Source organism: Ideonella livida (genome assembly GCF_010499455.1).
GTDB classification, from domain to species: domain Bacteria; phylum Pseudomonadota; class Gammaproteobacteria; order Burkholderiales; family Burkholderiaceae_C; genus Ideonella; species Ideonella livida.
In genome coordinates this window covers 1-14,691 of the sequence record NZ_JAAGOH010000008.1, presented here as the reverse complement: position 1 = coordinate 14,691, position 14,691 = coordinate 1, and the positions used below count along the sequence as shown (strand labels likewise).

At 67.7% G+C, this 14,691-nt stretch carries 18 protein-coding genes and 1 pseudogene; 13 read left to right on the top strand and 6 right to left on the bottom strand.

What is annotated here, in order from left to right:
* Positions 1-3: 3 nt before the first annotated feature.
* Together G3A44_RS08525 and G3A44_RS08520 are read left to right on the top strand one after the other, a co-directional pair.
* Positions 4-1,182, top strand: coding sequence for an acetyl-CoA C-acyltransferase (locus G3A44_RS08525; RefSeq protein ID WP_163457090.1), 1,179 nt, complete (start codon positions 4-6; stop codon positions 1,180-1,182).
* A gap of 20 nt (positions 1,183-1,202) precedes the next feature.
* Positions 1,203-2,375: an acyl-CoA dehydrogenase family protein gene (locus G3A44_RS08520; RefSeq protein ID WP_163457089.1), complete on the top strand. Its 1,173-nt coding sequence runs from the start codon at positions 1,203-1,205 to the stop codon at positions 2,373-2,375.
* Between the two features lie 30 nt (positions 2,376-2,405).
* On the opposite strand, the gene G3A44_RS08515 is transcribed toward G3A44_RS08520, so the two are convergent.
* From G3A44_RS08515 to G3A44_RS08505, 3 genes are all read right to left on the bottom strand, one after another.
* Positions 2,406-3,080: an ATPase gene (locus tag G3A44_RS08515; protein ID WP_239061766.1), complete on the bottom strand. Its 675-nt coding sequence runs from the start codon at positions 3,078-3,080 to the stop codon at positions 2,406-2,408.
* 71 nt (positions 3,081-3,151) lie between these two features.
* Entirely contained in the window at positions 3,152-3,478 is a 327-nt protein-coding gene (locus tag G3A44_RS08510; RefSeq protein WP_239061765.1) for a hypothetical protein, read from the bottom strand.
* Positions 3,479-3,497: 19 nt separating this feature from the next.
* Positions 3,498-3,689 (bottom strand): hypothetical protein, encoded by a 192-nt coding sequence (locus G3A44_RS08505; protein WP_163457075.1) that lies wholly within the window; start codon positions 3,687-3,689, stop codon positions 3,498-3,500.
* 77 nt (positions 3,690-3,766) lie between these two features.
* Between G3A44_RS08505 and G3A44_RS23245 the strand changes: the two are divergent.
* The 5 genes and pseudogenes from G3A44_RS23245 to ttdB all read left to right on the top strand — a co-directional run.
* Positions 3,767-3,895: pseudogene (locus G3A44_RS23245) on the top strand (IS5/IS1182 family transposase); the annotation flags it as partial.
* A 163-nt stretch (positions 3,896-4,058) separates the two neighbouring features.
* Positions 4,059-4,952, top strand: coding sequence for an SDR family NAD(P)-dependent oxidoreductase (locus G3A44_RS08495; protein WP_163457086.1), 894 nt, complete (start codon positions 4,059-4,061; stop codon positions 4,950-4,952).
* Positions 4,953-5,046: 94 nt separating this feature from the next.
* Positions 5,047-6,072, top strand: coding sequence for a Bug family tripartite tricarboxylate transporter substrate binding protein (locus G3A44_RS08490; RefSeq protein ID WP_375138641.1), 1,026 nt, complete (start codon positions 5,047-5,049; stop codon positions 6,070-6,072).
* A 29-nt stretch (positions 6,073-6,101) separates the two neighbouring features.
* The gene (gene ttdA, locus G3A44_RS08485) at positions 6,102-7,022 is read left to right on the top strand and encodes a L(+)-tartrate dehydratase subunit alpha (RefSeq protein ID WP_163457085.1); all 921 of its coding nucleotides are present in this window, start codon (positions 6,102-6,104) and stop codon (positions 7,020-7,022) included.
* A 17-nt stretch (positions 7,023-7,039) separates the two neighbouring features.
* Positions 7,040-7,666 (top strand): L(+)-tartrate dehydratase subunit beta, encoded by a 627-nt coding sequence (ttdB, locus tag G3A44_RS08480; protein WP_163457084.1) that lies wholly within the window; start codon positions 7,040-7,042, stop codon positions 7,664-7,666.
* On the opposite strand, the gene G3A44_RS08475 is transcribed toward ttdB, so the two are convergent.
* Positions 7,659-8,591, bottom strand: coding sequence for a LysR family transcriptional regulator (locus G3A44_RS08475; RefSeq protein ID WP_163457204.1), 933 nt, complete (start codon positions 8,589-8,591; stop codon positions 7,659-7,661). The genes ttdB and G3A44_RS08475 overlap by 8 nt on opposite strands.
* Positions 8,592-8,712: 121 nt before the next feature.
* On the opposite strand from G3A44_RS08475, the gene G3A44_RS08470 reads away from it, so the two are divergent.
* From G3A44_RS08470 to aroQ, 6 genes are all read left to right on the top strand, one after another.
* Positions 8,713-9,663, top strand: a complete 951-nt coding sequence (locus G3A44_RS08470; protein WP_163457083.1) for a ketopantoate reductase family protein — start codon at positions 8,713-8,715, stop codon at positions 9,661-9,663.
* Positions 9,660-10,043, top strand: a complete 384-nt coding sequence (locus tag G3A44_RS08465) for a VOC family protein (protein ID WP_163457082.1) — start codon at positions 9,660-9,662, stop codon at positions 10,041-10,043. Before G3A44_RS08470 ends, G3A44_RS08465 begins: the two co-directional genes overlap by 4 nt.
* A gap of 28 nt (positions 10,044-10,071) precedes the next feature.
* Complete coding sequence (locus tag G3A44_RS08460) at positions 10,072-10,581, top strand: MaoC family dehydratase (protein WP_163457081.1); 510 nt, start codon at positions 10,072-10,074, stop codon at positions 10,579-10,581.
* The gene (locus tag G3A44_RS08455) at positions 10,578-11,801 is read left to right on the top strand and encodes a CaiB/BaiF CoA transferase family protein (RefSeq protein WP_163457080.1); all 1,224 of its coding nucleotides are present in this window, start codon (positions 10,578-10,580) and stop codon (positions 11,799-11,801) included. Before G3A44_RS08460 ends, G3A44_RS08455 begins: the two co-directional genes overlap by 4 nt.
* A 65-nt stretch (positions 11,802-11,866) precedes the next feature.
* Entirely contained in the window at positions 11,867-12,700 is an 834-nt protein-coding gene (aroE, locus tag G3A44_RS08450) for a shikimate dehydrogenase (protein ID WP_163457079.1), read from the top strand.
* Between the two features lie 54 nt (positions 12,701-12,754).
* A complete protein-coding gene (aroQ, locus tag G3A44_RS08445; RefSeq protein ID WP_163457078.1) occupies positions 12,755-13,270 on the top strand; it encodes a type II 3-dehydroquinate dehydratase in 516 nt (171 codons plus the stop codon).
* Between the two features lie 226 nt (positions 13,271-13,496).
* Here aroQ and G3A44_RS08440 read toward each other — a convergent pair whose 3' ends face one another.
* Positions 13,497-14,210 (bottom strand): hypothetical protein, encoded by a 714-nt coding sequence (locus G3A44_RS08440; protein WP_163457077.1) that lies wholly within the window; start codon positions 14,208-14,210, stop codon positions 13,497-13,499.
* Positions 14,211-14,227: 17 nt separating this feature from the next.
* The coding region (locus G3A44_RS08435; protein WP_163457076.1) for an IS30 family transposase at positions 14,228-14,691 on the bottom strand (464 nt) is incomplete at its 5' end.

Below are 14,691 nucleotides of genomic sequence, written 5' to 3'. Positions count from 1 at the left end.
ACCATGCACGACGCCGTCATCGTCTCCACCGCCCGCACCCCGCTGGCCAAGTCCTACCGCGGCAGCTTCAACATGACCCACCCGGTCACGCTGGGCGCCCACGCCCTGCAGCACGCCATCCAACGCGCCGGCATCCAGCCCGGTGAGGTGGAAGACGTGATCGCCGGCTCCGCCTTCCTGGAAGGCGCCACCGGCCTGAACGTGGCCCGCCTCATCGCGCTGCGCGCCGGCTGCCCCGTCACCACGGCCGGCTTCAGCGTCAACCGCTTCTGCGCCTCGGGCCTACAGGCCATCGCCCTGGCCGCCCAGCGCATCCAGTGCGGCGAGGCCCAGGTGCTGGCCGCCGGCGGGGTGGAATCCATCACCCTGGTGCAAGGCCACCTCAACACCTTCATGCTGGAAGAGGCCACGCTGGCCGCCCAGCGCCCCGCGCTGTACCAAGGCATGGTGGAAACCGCCGAATGCGTGGCCCAGCGCTACGGCATCTCCAAACTGGCACAAGACGAATACGGCGTGCGCAGCCAGCAGCGCGCCGCCGCCGCCCGCGCCGCCGGCCGTTTTGACGCCGAGATCGTGCCCGTCACCACCACCATGGCCCAGGTGGATGCCCGCACCGGCGCCACCACGCTGCGTGAAGTCACCGTCAGCCACGACGAAGGCATCCGCGACGACACCACGCTGGACGGCGTGCAGAAGATCCGCCCCGCCCTGCCCGGCGGTGTGGTCACCGCCGGCAATGCCAGCCAGTTCTCTGACGGCGCCTCCTTCTGCGTGCTGATGGAGGCCGAGCAAGCCCGCCAGCGCGGCCTGCAGCCGCTGGGCCGCTTTGTCGGCTTTGCCGTGGCCGGCTGCGAGCCCGACGAAATGGGCATCGGCCCGGTCCTTGCCATCCCCAAGCTGCTCAAACAAACCGGCTTCAGCCTGAGCGATGTGGACCTGTGGGAGCTGAACGAGGCCTTTGCCGTGCAGGTGCTGTACTGCCGCGACCAACTCGGCATCCCCGACGAGCGCCTGAACGTCAACGGCGGCGCCATCGCCGTGGGCCACCCCTACGGCGTGTCAGGCAGCCGCCTGGTGGGCCATGCGCTGATTGAAGGCAAGCGCCGAGGCGCGCGTTTTGTGGGCGTGAGCATGTGCATTGGCGGTGGCCAAGGCGCCGCCGGCCTGTTTGAAGTGCTTTGAATTCACCCCGGAGACCTCCCATGCCTGCCGCCTCCCTGCGCCTGCATTTCGAGCCTGACCATGAAGAGTTCCGCACCGGCGTGCGCCGCTTTTTCCAGCAGGAGATCGCCCCCCATGTGGAGCGCTGGCGCGAGCAAGGCCATGTGGACCGCTCGGCCTTCACCCAGGCCGGCGCGCTGGGCTACCTGCTCACCTGGGCAGGCGAGCAGTACGGCGGCGCCGGCATCGACGACCTGCGCTACGAGCAGATCCTGGTGGAAGAGTGCGTGCGCCATGCCGACGTGGGCATCTACTTCAACCTGCACTCCACCGTGGTGGCGCCCTACATCGCCGAGATCGGCAATGAAGAGCAACGCCAGCGCTTCCTGCCCAAGGCCATCAGTGGCGAGCACATCCTGGCCATTGCCATGACCGAGCCCGGCGCCGGCAGCGACCTGGCCGGCATGCGCACCCAGGCCAAGCCCACCGCCGACGGCAGCGGCTGGGTGCTCAACGGCGCCAAGACCTACATCTCCAACGGCACCCAGGCGGATGTGGTGGTGGTGGCGGCCCGCACCAGCACGGAAAGCAAACACGCCATCGGCCTGTTCGTGGTGGAAGCCGGCATGCCCGGCTTCACCCGGGGCCGCAAGCTCAAGAAGATGGGCCTGCCCGCGCAAGACACCGCCGAACTGTTCTTTGACCACGTGGTGGTGCCCGCCGCCAATGTGCTGGGCGACCCCACCCAGGGCTTCGCCCACATGGCCCGCCTGCTGGCCAAAGAGCGCCTGTCGCTGGCCATGACCTCGCTGGCCCACGCCCAGACCGCATTCGATCTGACGCTGGACTACATCAAGGAGCGCCAAGCCTTTGGCCAGGCCATCGGCGCCTTCCAAAACAGCCGCTTTGTGATGGCCGGCCTGCGCGCCGAGCTGGACGCCACCCAATGTTTTGTGGACCAGTGCGTGCTGCTGGCCAACGCCGGCCGGCTGGACGCCGACACCGGCGCCAAAGCCAAACTGCTGGCCACCGACCTGGAAGGCAAGGTCATCGACGCTTGCCTGCAACTGCACGGCGGCGCCGGCTACATGGACGAATACCGCATCAGCCGCATGTACACCGACGCCCGCGTCAGCCGCATCTTTGCCGGCAGCAACGAGATCATGAAAGAGATCATCGGGCGGGGCTTGGGGCTGTATGGGCGCAGGCGCTGACCCCGCAGAGCAGCGCTTAAAAGTCAGCCCTCAGCCTTCCATCTGATCCCAAACCGCTGACTTGAACCATGCAGGCATGGCATGGGTGCGCATGGCCACTTCGGCGCCCTCTGGCGTGCCGGTGGACTCGGCCACCCACACCCGCTCTGCACCGGAGTTGTCAAACAGGTAGGCTCGGTCTGCAGCACCCAGCGCATCCGCCAACAAGGCCAGCGAGCGGGTGTAGCGGCTGCGGATCTTGTCTTCCGCCACCGGATGCCCACCCGTCTGAACCCGGTACTGCACCCGCGCCACATTGATGTCCGGATCTTCTGTCGCCACGAAGTACAGATAGGTTCGGTAGCCCGCTTCCCGCGCCTTTCGCAAGAACGTCACCTTGTCTGGTGAGGACATCACGGTCTCAAACGTGAACGTCACCCGTGCCGCCATCAGGCGGTGCCGGATGACATCTGCCAGCGCCGAAGCCCAGTAAGAGTTGATCTCCACACCGGGCAGCAACGCCCAAGTGCCCTGCACTTGCACATGGCGCAGTGAGTCCAACAACCCGGCCTTGGCCAGCAAGGTGGAAGCCGACAAAGCCGTCCGGAGTCCCTCCGCAGTGGTCTCTAGCCCGAATGCCGCAAGGTTGATCCGCCCCGCTTCCCGCAGGCTCTTCTCCAACTCGTCGGCATTCACATACACGCCCAACCAGGGCGCTGGCAGCATGTCCTTCAGTGTGCTTTTGCCCGAGCCATTGGGCCCAGCAAACATTCGGACCCTGGGGACGGCGCTGGACATCACCCCTGCCGGCGCAGAAGTCGCTGAGTTCCCGGCGTCACGGCAGTGGGCTTGGCCAGTGAACGGATGACTCGCTCGGTGCCGTCGGCCTTCGCCTCCACCAGTTGCCCATCGCGGGCCAACAGTGCTTTGCCACCCACCGTCAAAGCCTGCAGATACGCTTGTTTGAAAGCGCCCTCTGCCAGCTCAGGGATGTGGGCCTCCAAACTCTGCATGGCAGACTCGCTCAGCGGCACGGTGGGAAGCGTCATGTCATGGTCCTCGGGGTCTAGTACGCCATCATCCAGGCACATCGGGGATTCTGTGACGAAAGCCAGCAGCAACATTCCCGATTTTGTGGCCTAGTCACGGTGCGGGCCGCATGTCTTGGCCACTCCCCCGCCGCCGCAGTGCCTCGTACAGCCCCGCCGGCCCCAGCAGCAGGTGTTTGAGGCCGCTGCGCACGCGCTCTGAATCCAGGGCCTGGCGGCTCATGGTGCTGTGGGCGTCAAAGGCGTCGATGATGGCGTTGGTCAGCTCACCGGCTCCGTTGCACACAGCCAGACCTTCCCGGACGCGACGATCCAGTTCTGCCTGAGCATCACGTGCTTGTTCGGGCGGGCGTTGCGTCAGACGTTGGGGCTGGTGTCACGGCGCGCACGTTCGAGCGCCAGGTGGTCGAGTTGCATCTGCGCGTGGCCGTGCTCAACCGCTTCAGTCCACTCGGCCGGCCGCAGACCGTGCCGGTGGCCGCCGCGGCATGAGTCCATCCGGGGCTGGGGTCATGGCGTCTGCTCGTGGGTTTGCGCATCACAGCCCATGCGCGGCAGTTGAGGTGGCGTCCCGCAGGGCGCTGGTCCTGCTGCGTCACACGCCAACGCCGCGCCGCGCGCTAAGCTCGCGGCCCTTTGTCTGCGTGCGCGCTCCATGCCCTTCTCCGTCTCCGATGCCTGGCCACCCCTCACGGCCGCGCCCCCCGTCGCCCTCATCACCGGGGCCAACACCGGCATTGGCCGGATCACCGCGCTGGAGCTGGCGCGCCAGGGCTGGCGTGTGGTGCTGGCGGGGCGCAGCCTGGCGCGCACACAGGCGGTGCTGGACGACATCCGGCTGCTGCCGGGGGCGCCAGCGGGCATCTTCCTGTCGCTGGACCTGGGGGACTTCGAGTCGGTGCGGCGCTGCGCAGCGCACTTCCAGGCCCTGGGCCTGCCGCTGCACCTGCTGATCAACAACGCCGGGGTGGCGGGGCGCCGCGGCTTGACGGCCTCGGGCTTTGAGCTGGCCTTCGGGGTGAACCACATGGGGCACTTCCTGCTGACACGCCTGCTGCTGCCGCACCTGCTGACCAGCACGCCGGCGCGTGTGGTCACGGTGGCCAGCGCGGCGCACCGGCATGTGCGGGGCCTGCCCGACTGGGAGCGGCTGCGCCGGCGCACCCGCAGCCCGCTGGGGCTGCCGGAGTACGCGGTGTCCAAACTGGCCAACATCCTGTTCAGTGCGCAGCTGGCCCGGGAGCTGGCAGGCAGCGGGGTGAGCACCTACGCCGTGCACCCTGGCGTGGTGGCCACCGAGATCTGGCGCCATGCCCCGGGGCCGGTGCAGTGGCTGCTGCGGCACTTTGCCCGGATGGTCACGCCCGAGGAGGGCGCGCGCACGCCGCTGCGCTGCGCCACCGATCCGGCGCTGTCGGCCCAGACGGGCCTGTATTGGCGGGACGGTCAGGCCCAGCTGCCTTGCCCGGCCGCGCGCGACGAGGCCACGGCCCGCGCCCTGTGGGACTGGAGCCTGGCGCAGCTGGGCGAGACGCCGCCAAATAGTTAACTTGAAGTCAACAATGCCTTGAAGCTCAAGGCATTTCCCCTGCCATGGGGGCCTCTAGAGTGCGTCTCACACCAAGACCACCCTGGAGACTGCCATGTTGAAACCCCACGGCGCGGCCCGCGCCGCAGGCCTTTCCCCCCAGCGCCGCGGGCACCGCCGCCGCATGCTGTGCACCGCCCTGGGCCTGGCCGGCCTGACCGGTTTGGCCACAGCGCAGACCCCCGCCTGGCCCACCAAGCCCATCACCCTGGTGGTGCCCTTTGCCGCCGGTGGCACCACCGATGTGGTGGCCCGCACCCTGGCCGAGCGCCTGGGCGTGGCCCTGGGGCAGACGGTGATCGTGGAGAGCAAGCCCGGCGCCGGCGCCACGCTGGGCGCCGACATGGTGGCCAAGGCCAAGCCCGACGGCTACACCCTGCTGATGGGCGCGGTGCACCACACCATCGCCGGCAGCGTGTTCAAGAAACTGCCCTACGACTTCCAGAAAGACCTGGCCCCGGTGGCCACCGTGGCCCTGGTGCCCAATGTGCTGGTGGTCAATGCCCGCAACCCGGCGCGCAACGTGGCCGAACTGGTGGCGCAGATCAAGGCCAAGCCCGGGCAGATGACCTACGGCTCCAACGGCAACGGCACCGCCCAGCACCTGATCGGCACGCAGTTTGAGAACCTGACCGCCACCGACCTGGTGCACGTGCCCTACAAGGGCAGCGGCCCCCTGACCACCGACCTGCTGGGCGGCCAGGTGGACATGAGCTTTGACACCGCCACCCCGCTGCTGCAGCACATCAAGGCCGGCAAGCTCAAGGCCCTGGCCGTGACCACGGGCAAGCGCTCCCCTGCCCTGCCCGATGTGCCCACGCTGGAAGAAGCCGGCGTCAAGGGCGTGCGCATTGGCACCTGGTTTGGCGTGCTGGCCCCGGTGGCCACGCCCAAAGACATCACCACCCGCCTGAACGCGGAGATCGTCAAGGCCCTGCAGTCGCCCGAGCTGCGCAAGCGCTTTGATGAGATTGGCGCCGAGCCCGTGGGCGACACCCCCGAGGCCATGGCCCGCCTGATCGCCGAAGACACCGCGCGCTTTGCCAAGGCCGTCAAAGACGCCCGCGTCACCCTCGAATGAACCTTCCGGACCCTGCCCCCCACATGACCATGACCCCCTCCCTCGACACTCTTCCGCGCGACGAGGCCGTGCGCCAGCTCACCGACGTGATGTGGAAGTTCACCGCCCACGTGGGCAAGCGCCTGCCCACCGACGTGTCCCACAAGCTGGCCGACCTGCGCCAGGCCGAGACCCACCCGCTGGCCCAGGCCATCTACCAGAGCATGGCCGACAACCAGGAGGCGGCCGACCGCCTGAACCGCCCCAGCTGCCAGGACACCGGCGTCATCCAGTACTTCATCACCGCCGGCGCGCGCTTTCCCATGCTGGGCGAGCTGGAGGAGATCCTGGCCGAAGCCACCCGCCTGGCCACCGTGCACGGCCCGCTGCGCCACAACGCGGTGGAGACCTTTGACGAGAAGAACACCGGCACCAACACCGGCAGCAAGATCCCCTGGCTGGACTGGGAGATCGACCCCAAGGGTGAGGACTGCATCATCGACGTCTACATGGCCGGCGGCGGCTGCACCCTGCCCGGCGCCGCCAAGGTGCTGATGCCCGGCGAGGGCTACGAAGGCGTGGCCGACTTCGTGTTCGACGTCATCACCCAGCGCGGCGTCAACGCCTGCCCGCCCATGCTGGTGGGCGTGGGCGTGTCCACCTCGGCCGAGACGGCCGCACGCCTGTCCAAAAAGGCCATCCTGCGCCCGGTGGGCTCACGCCACCCCAACAGCAACGCCGCCCGCATGGAGGAGCTGCTGGAAGAAGGCCTCAACGAGGTGGGCCTGGGCCCGCAGGGCCTGACCGGCAACGCCAGCGTGATGGGCGTGAACATCGAATCCTCCGCCCGCCACCCCTCCACCATCGGCGTGGCGGTGTCCACCGGGTGCTGGGCGCACCGCCGTGGCCGCATCCGCATCAAGGCCGACCTGAGCCACGAGATCCTCTCCCACGACAACGTCGCGCTGTGACCGCCGGAGCCCCCACCATGACGACCCCCACCCCCCAGAAGAAGATCCTCACCACCCCCATCCGGGACGAGGACCTGGCCGAACTGAACGCCGGTGACGTGGTCTACCTCACCGGCACCCTGGTGACCTGCCGCGACGTGGCCCACCGCCGCCTGATCGAGCTGGGCCGCGAGCTGCCCGTCAACCTGCAGGGCGGCGCCATCTTCCACGCCGGCCCCATCGTCAAGCAGAAGGACGACGGCAGCTACGAGATGGTCTCCATCGGCCCGACCACCTCCATGCGCATGGAGAAGTTCGAGCGTGACTTCATCCAGCAGACCGGCGTGAAGCTGGTGGTGGGCAAGGGCGGCATGGGCGCCGAAACCGCCGCCGGCTGCGTGGAGAACAAGGCCGTGCACGCCATCTTCCCGGGCGGCTGTGCCGTGCTGGCCGCCACCCAGGTGGAGAAGATTGAAGACGCGCAGTGGAAGGACCTGGGCATGCCCGAGACCCTGTGGGTCAACCGGGTGCGCGAGTTCGGCCCGCTCATCATCTCCATCGACACCAAGGGCCGCAACCTGATCGACGAGAACAAGGCCGCCTTCGCCGAGAAGAAGAAGCCCATCCTCAAGAAGATCCACGAGCAGGTGCGCTTCATCAAGTGAGGCCAAAGAGCTGGGCCACCAGCCCCCGCAGCCAGCGGTGGCCCGGCTCCTGGTGAAAGCGCGGGTGCCAGTGCTGGCGCACCGCAAAGCCTTCCACCGGAAACGGGCAGTCCTGCAGCGTCAGCCCGTGCGTGGCCGCCAAGACGCTGCCAATGTGGCGCGGCAGCGTGGCCAGCAGCTCGGTGCTCTGCACGATGGCGCCCAGGCCCAGAAAACCCGGCAGCTCCAGCGCCACCTGGCGCTCGATGCGTGAGCGCAGCAAGGCCTGCTCCAGCAGCTGCGCGCCGGTGCCGGCGGCCACCACCACATGGGCCTCGGCCTGGTAACGCGCTACGTCCAGCGCCACGTCCCGCGCCACGTCCTGTCCCTCGCCCCCCTGCACCCGCGGATGGCCGGCGCAGGACAGGCACACCCAGTCCTGCGTGAACAGCTGCTGCTGGTAGATGCCACCGCCCAGCCAGGGCACGTAGCCAATGGCCAGGTCCGCCTCACCCGACTCCAGCGCACGCTCGGTGTTGCCGTCGATGCGCGCGGCCTCCAGCCGCACGCCGGGGGCCTGCCGCCGCACCGCGGCCAGCAGACGCGGCAGCAGGGTGATGTGGCTGGCGTCGGTCATGCAGATGCGCAGGCGCCGCCGCGCGGTGGCGGGGTCAAAGCCCGTCTCCCAGGCGGCCAGGCGTCGCAGGCCCTCCAGCACCTCGCGGCAGGGGCCGATCATGGCCTCGGCCTGCGGCGTGGGCGTCATGCCGGCGGGGGTGCGCACAAACAGCGGGTCGTGCAGCTGCTCACGCAGGCGGCCCAACCAGATGCTCACCGTGGGCTGGCTCTGGCCCAGGGCCTCGGCCGCGCGGGTCACGCTGCGGGTGTCGTAGAGCACGTCAAAGAGCTGCAGCAGTTTCAGCTCGGGCAGGGCGTTGGTGGTCATGGTCTGGCCTGGAAGGCGGGGCATGGCCCCTGTATTGCCAATCGCAATGGCGCTATTGCCACCATTGCATTGAGCGAATTCTGCCCCGTGCCTAAGGTTGCGGCCTTGCCAGGAGAAGAGCTTGAAGATCACGATCTTGGGCGCCGGCGCACTGGGGTGCGTGTTCGGTGCCGCCTTGACCGAAGCCGGCCACGAGGTGTGGCTGCTGCACCGCAACGCCAACGCCGTGGCGGCGCTGCGCGCCCACGGCCTGCGGGTGGACGACGACCACGGCAGCCGCGTGCTGCCGGTGCGCGCCAGCGCCTCAGCCGCCGAAGTGGGGGTCAGCGAGCTGGTGATCGTGCTGGTGAAGTCGCCACAAACCGAATCGGCCCTGCGCGGCGCGCTGGCCCTGGTGGGGCCGCACACGGTGGTGCTCTCGCTGCAAAACGGCCTGGGCCATGAAGACCTGCTGGCCGCCCTGGTGGGCCGCGAGCGCGTGCTGGCCGGCAAGACCTATGTGGGCGGCGTGCTGCACGGCCCGGGCCACATCCAGGCCGGCCTGCGCGGCAAGGCCACCCACATTGGCGAGCTGGACGGCCAGCTCACCCCCCGCGTGCAGGCCATCGCCCAAGCCCTGACGGCCGCCGGCGCCCACACCACCGTCAGCACCAACATCATGGGCACCCTGTGGGACAAGCTGCTGGTCAACGTGGCCACCGGCGCGCTCACCGGCATCACCCGCCTGCGCTACGGCCAGCTTTATGACGAGCCCGCGCTGGCCGCCACCGCCCAGGCCGCCGTGGCCGAAGCCATCGCCGTGGCCCGGGCCGCCGGCGTCAGCCTGAGCCTGACCGAGCCCGAGCAGGCCTGGCAACTGGCCCGCGCCGGCCTCTCACCCGCCTTCAAGACCTCGATGCTGCAAAGCCTGGAAAAGGGCGCGCTGACCGAGATCGACTTCATCAACGGCGCCGTGGTGCGCCAGGGCGAGCGCCTGGGCGTGCCCACCCCCGTCAACCGCACGCTGGTGGCCTGCATCAAGGGCATTGAGCGCGCCATGACCGACCGACAACACGAGGAGACCGCCGCATGAGCACCCGGGCTTACCTGGAACACGTCGCCATCTGGGTGAAGGACATCCACTGGCACATCCGCTTCTTCCATGACGTGCTGGGCATGACGATGCGCGAGGTGCAGGGCACGATCGAGAACCCCGTGCAGTACTGGACGCTGGGCGGCCTGCAGTTCATGGCCCAGCCTGACTTTGCCGGCCCTGAAGGCCGCCTGGGCCACCTGGGCGTGATGTGCGAAGACCTGGAGGCCGCCCTGGCCGCCGCCCAGGCCTTTGGCGTGACCGAGATGCCCCAGGGCCGCAACTGGCTGCGCCTGCCCGACGGCCTGGCCGTGGAACTCATCCAGGCCCGCCCGGCCAGCGCCGTGGCCCAGGCCCTGGCCGTCAACCCGCGCGCCTGAGCGCCCCCCACCTGCCCGCACCGCCGCCATGAACCCCCTCAGCCCTGAGAAATACTGGGACGACGCCCGCCTGGGCGATACCTGCATCAGCCCCAGCTACGTCGTCACCCGGGAACGCATCCAGGCCTATGCCGACCTGACCGGCGACCACACCCCCGTGCATGTGGACGAGGCCTACGCGAACGCCAGCCACTTTGGCTGCCTGGTGGCGCACGGCCTGTTCGGCCAGTCCATCGCCGACGGCCTCAAGACCCAGAGCGACTACCGCTTCCTGCCCGGCATGTCCCTGGGCTGGACCTGGGACTTCCTGCTGCCCATCAAGGTGAACGACGTGCTGCATGTGAAGTTCAGCGTCGGCACCCTGCGCGCCAGCCGCAGCAAACCGGGCTGGGGCATCGTGGTGCTGCCCAGCGAGCTGATCAACCAGCACGGCCAGGTGGTGCAAAAGGGCGAACACCGGCTGATGGTGCCGCGCCGCCCGGGCGCCGCTGCACACGCCGAGGTCGCCGACATCGCCACCCCGGAGGCCTCGGCATGAGCACGCCCACCCAAGACCTGCCGCTGCAGGGCATCCGCGTCATCGACTACTCGCACTTCCTGGCCGGCCCCTATGTGGGCCGCTGCCTGGCGGCGCTTGGCGCCGAGGTCATCAAGGTGGAGCGCCCGGGCAGTGGTGACGCCGGCCGCCAGCACGCCACCGTGCTGGACGAGCAAAGCAGCGGCTACTTCCTGCAGCTCAACATGGGCAAGCAGGGCGTGAGCGTCAACATGAAAGACCCGCGTGGCCGGGCCTTCATGCAAAAACTCTGCGACTCAGCCGACGTGTTCATTGAGAACTACCGCCCCGGCGCGCTGGACAAACTCGGCCTGGGCCAGGCCGAGCTGCGCACGCGCAACCCCCGGCTGGTGTACTGCAGCATCTCGGCCTACGGCCACACCGGGCCCGACGCCCACCGCGCCGGCTTCGGCCTGATCGCCGAGGCCAAGAGCGGCATCATGCAGATGGTGGGCACGCCCGGCGAGGCGCCGCCCCTGCTGCGCATCTCGCTAGGCGACATGTACACCGGCATCCACGCCGTGGCCGCCATCAACGCCGCGCTGCTGGGGCGTGAACGCTCGGGCCGTGGCCAGCACATCGACATGGCGCTGTACGACACCCTGGTGTCCATGCACGAATATGCGGTGCAGAACTACACCCTCACCGGTGCGCTACCCGTGCAGACCGGCCACGACATGCCCACCAGCACGCTTTACGGCGTGTTCCGTGCAGCCGACGGCGACCTGGTGATCGCCGCCCAGGTGGACGACGCCTGGAAACGCTTTGCCGCGCTGGTGGAAGCCCACGGCGGCCCGGCCGGCTTTGGCTCAGACACCCGCCTGCACACCAGCACCGGCCGCAATGCGGCGCGTGAACACATCCTGGCGGTGGTGAAACCCTGGGTGGCCGCCCGCAGCGTGGCCGAGCTGCTGGCCCTGCTGGACAGCATCGACGTGCCCGCCGCCAAGGTGCAGCGCATTGACGAGGTGCTGGCCGACCCGCAGATCCAGGCCCGCGGCATGGTGCTGGAGCAGCAGCACCCCCGCTACGGCACCCTGCGCCTGCCCAACCTGCCCTTCCGCTTCAGCGACTGCGACACCACCGTGCGCCAGGTCGCCCCCGACCTGGGCGAACACAACGCCCAGGTGGCCCGCGGCCTGGGCTATGACGACGCCGAAATTGCCGCGCTGCAAGCCGCCGGCGTGCTGGCCCGCCACTGACCCGCCACTGACCCGCCACTGACCCGCTACTGGCCTGCCATTGACCCGTCACCCGGAGCCCTTTCATGACCGACCGCTACGCCGTCATCGGCCACCCCATCGGCCACAGCAAGTCCCCGCTCATCCACGGCCTGTTCGCCCAGGCCTGTGGCCACACCCTGCGCTACGAGGCGCTGGAAGGCCCACTCACCCCGGCCGATGGTTTTGAGCGCCTGGTGCACGACTTCCGCGCCCAGGGCGGCCTGGGCCTGAACATCACCGCCCCATTCAAGCTGCGCGCCTTTGCCCTGGCCGACGAGCGCAGCGAACGCGCCACCCTGGCCGGCGCCGCCAACGCGCTCAAGTTCGAGGGCGGCCGCATCCTGGCCGAGAACTTCGACGGCATCGGCCTGCGCCGCGACATCGAGGTCAACCTGCAATGCCCCCTGGCCGGCCGCCGCGTGCTGCTGCTGGGGGCCGGCGGCGCCGCCCGGGGCGCCTTGCTGCCTTTTCTGCACGCCGGCCCGGCCGAGCTGGTGCTGACCAACCGCGACGAGGCCAAAGCCCAGGCGCTGGTGGCGGAACTGGCCGGCCGCGGCCCGCTGCGCAGCCGCCCCTATGCCGCGCTGGCCGCCGAGGGCCGCTTTGACCTGGTCGTCAACGCCACCTCCGCCAGCTTGAGCGGCCAACTGCCGCCCGTGCCCGCCAGCGTGTTCAGCCCCACCGGCACCGCCTACGAACTGGCCTACGGCAAAGGCCTCACGCCCTTCCTGAAACTGGCCCGCCAAGCCGGCGTGCGCGGCGTGGCCGACGGCGTGGGCATGCTGGTGGAACAAGCCGCCGAAGCCTTTGCCTGGTGGCGCGGCGTGCGCCCCGCCACCACCGCCGTCATCGACCGCCTGACTGTACCGCTGGAGTGACGCGCTGCCCCCTGCCCGCGCACCGCGCCGCCCTTGCCTGACCCCCACCCCACCATGACCGCCCCCACCCCACGCGTGCTGATGCTGCACGGCATCAACCACAACATGTTCGGCCGCCGCGACCCACGGCAATACGGCACCACCACCCTCGACGAGATCAACGCCCAGCTCCAGGCCCTGGCCCACAGCCTAGGCGCTGAGCTGCAGGCCTTCCAGACCAACCACGAAGGCGAGATGGTGGAGCGCATCCACCAGGCCTACTTCGACGGCGTGGACGCCGTGCTGATCAACGCCGGTGCCTGGACCCACTACAGCTACGGCATCCGCGACGCCCTGGCCATCCTCACCTGCCCCATCGTCGAGCTGCACATGTCCAACATCCACGCCCGCGAACCCTTCCGCCACCACTCCGTCTTCGCCGACATCGTGCAAGGCCAAATCGCCGGCTTTGGGGTGGACAGCTACCTGCTGGCGTTGCGCACGGGGTTGGGGCATGCGCGGGCACGGCAGGCGGAGGGGATGGGTGGAGCCGCCACGGCCGTTGCAAGAGCGCTGACACCAGCCCTGTGAATTGATCTTGACGGGCGTGTGCACAAGGATGCACTGCCAGGTCAGATCGGCTGGAGGAAAACTCGATAACCCTTCTTCGAACCCAAGGTCACACCGAGTGAATGGAGCCCGGCTCATCGGCACACCGGTTCACCAAGTCCAAAAGCCGCTTTAGAAGGGGGGGCCTGCCAGGTTTTTATTGACTCGCCAGGAATTCTTACCAGATGGGCCAGGCGGCATTTTCTTGTCACGACCACAGCGTTGGATTGATGAATTGTGAAGAAATTTCAAGAACTTCCCAAGCAATTGCTTGAAAGTCCACCGTACCCACATCTGTCTGTCTCGGATGTAAGCCGTGTGCTCGGCTAACGAATGATTCCGGAACTTTAAATCCATCGCTAGAAAGGCCGCCAATTACATCGCCAAAGTAGGAGCGATGAGATGTATTTGAAGGATCTAATGTCAGACGGCAATTACGTCCCGATGAGCGAATTCCGCAATTCGTCTTACCCTCACTTCGGAAGGGCATATTCTGAAGTACTGAGCTAACGTCCCTTTCGTTTCCAGCAAGTAGGAAAATGCAGGTTGCATTCGGATCATCACGCTTGATCGCTGCAAGACGAAGGAAGTCTTGAAATATGTTTTCAGGACGGCAGTGGCTTGATCCTGCCCATTTTGTCTCCACAACAATCTGAGCTCCCTTTTTTGGAAGACCTGCTCCGGCAAGTATTAGTGCAAAGTCCACCTCACGCTTACGTCCAGCTTTTCGAAGTGGATTAAGAGATTCATGAGGAAAATTTGCGTAGACTCTTGCGCCCTTCGTAATTATCGGAAATGAACTCAAAACGCCACCTACTGCGGCCTTTAGGGAGTCTTCTGAAAAGAGACCAGCTCTATAGCAACAAAACTCATAATGAAGCCAGCTACCGATTGCTTCTGACAATCGGCGCGCGATGTGCATTTGCATAGGTGGTGGTGTCAACCCTGAAGTGCAACACCGAGCCCCGACCCATGCAGGCGCTTGAATCGCTCGGCCTCGACGATTTCCATGAACACCTCGCGGGGCGTTCGGAAGTCGAGGATCTTGCGGGGGCGGTCGTTGAGCATGGCCTCGATGTAGGCCAGCTTCTGGGGCGTCACTGTGGACAGATCGGTGCCCTTGGGCAGGAACTGACGTACCAGGCCGTTCATGTTCTCGTTGGAGCCGCGCTGCCACGGGGAGTAGGGCTCGCAGAAGTAGACCGGCATGCCTGTGGCTTGGGTGAACTCTTCGTGGCGGGCCATCTCGCTGCCACGGTCGTAGGTCAGACTCAGTCGCAGTTCGGGCATGACGGTCTTGAAGCGCCGGCTGAAGCCTTCGAGGGCATGTGCGGCGGTGCAGCCGTTCATCTGCGTGAGCAGCACAAAGCGGCTGTAGCGCTCAACGGCTGTGCCGATGGCGC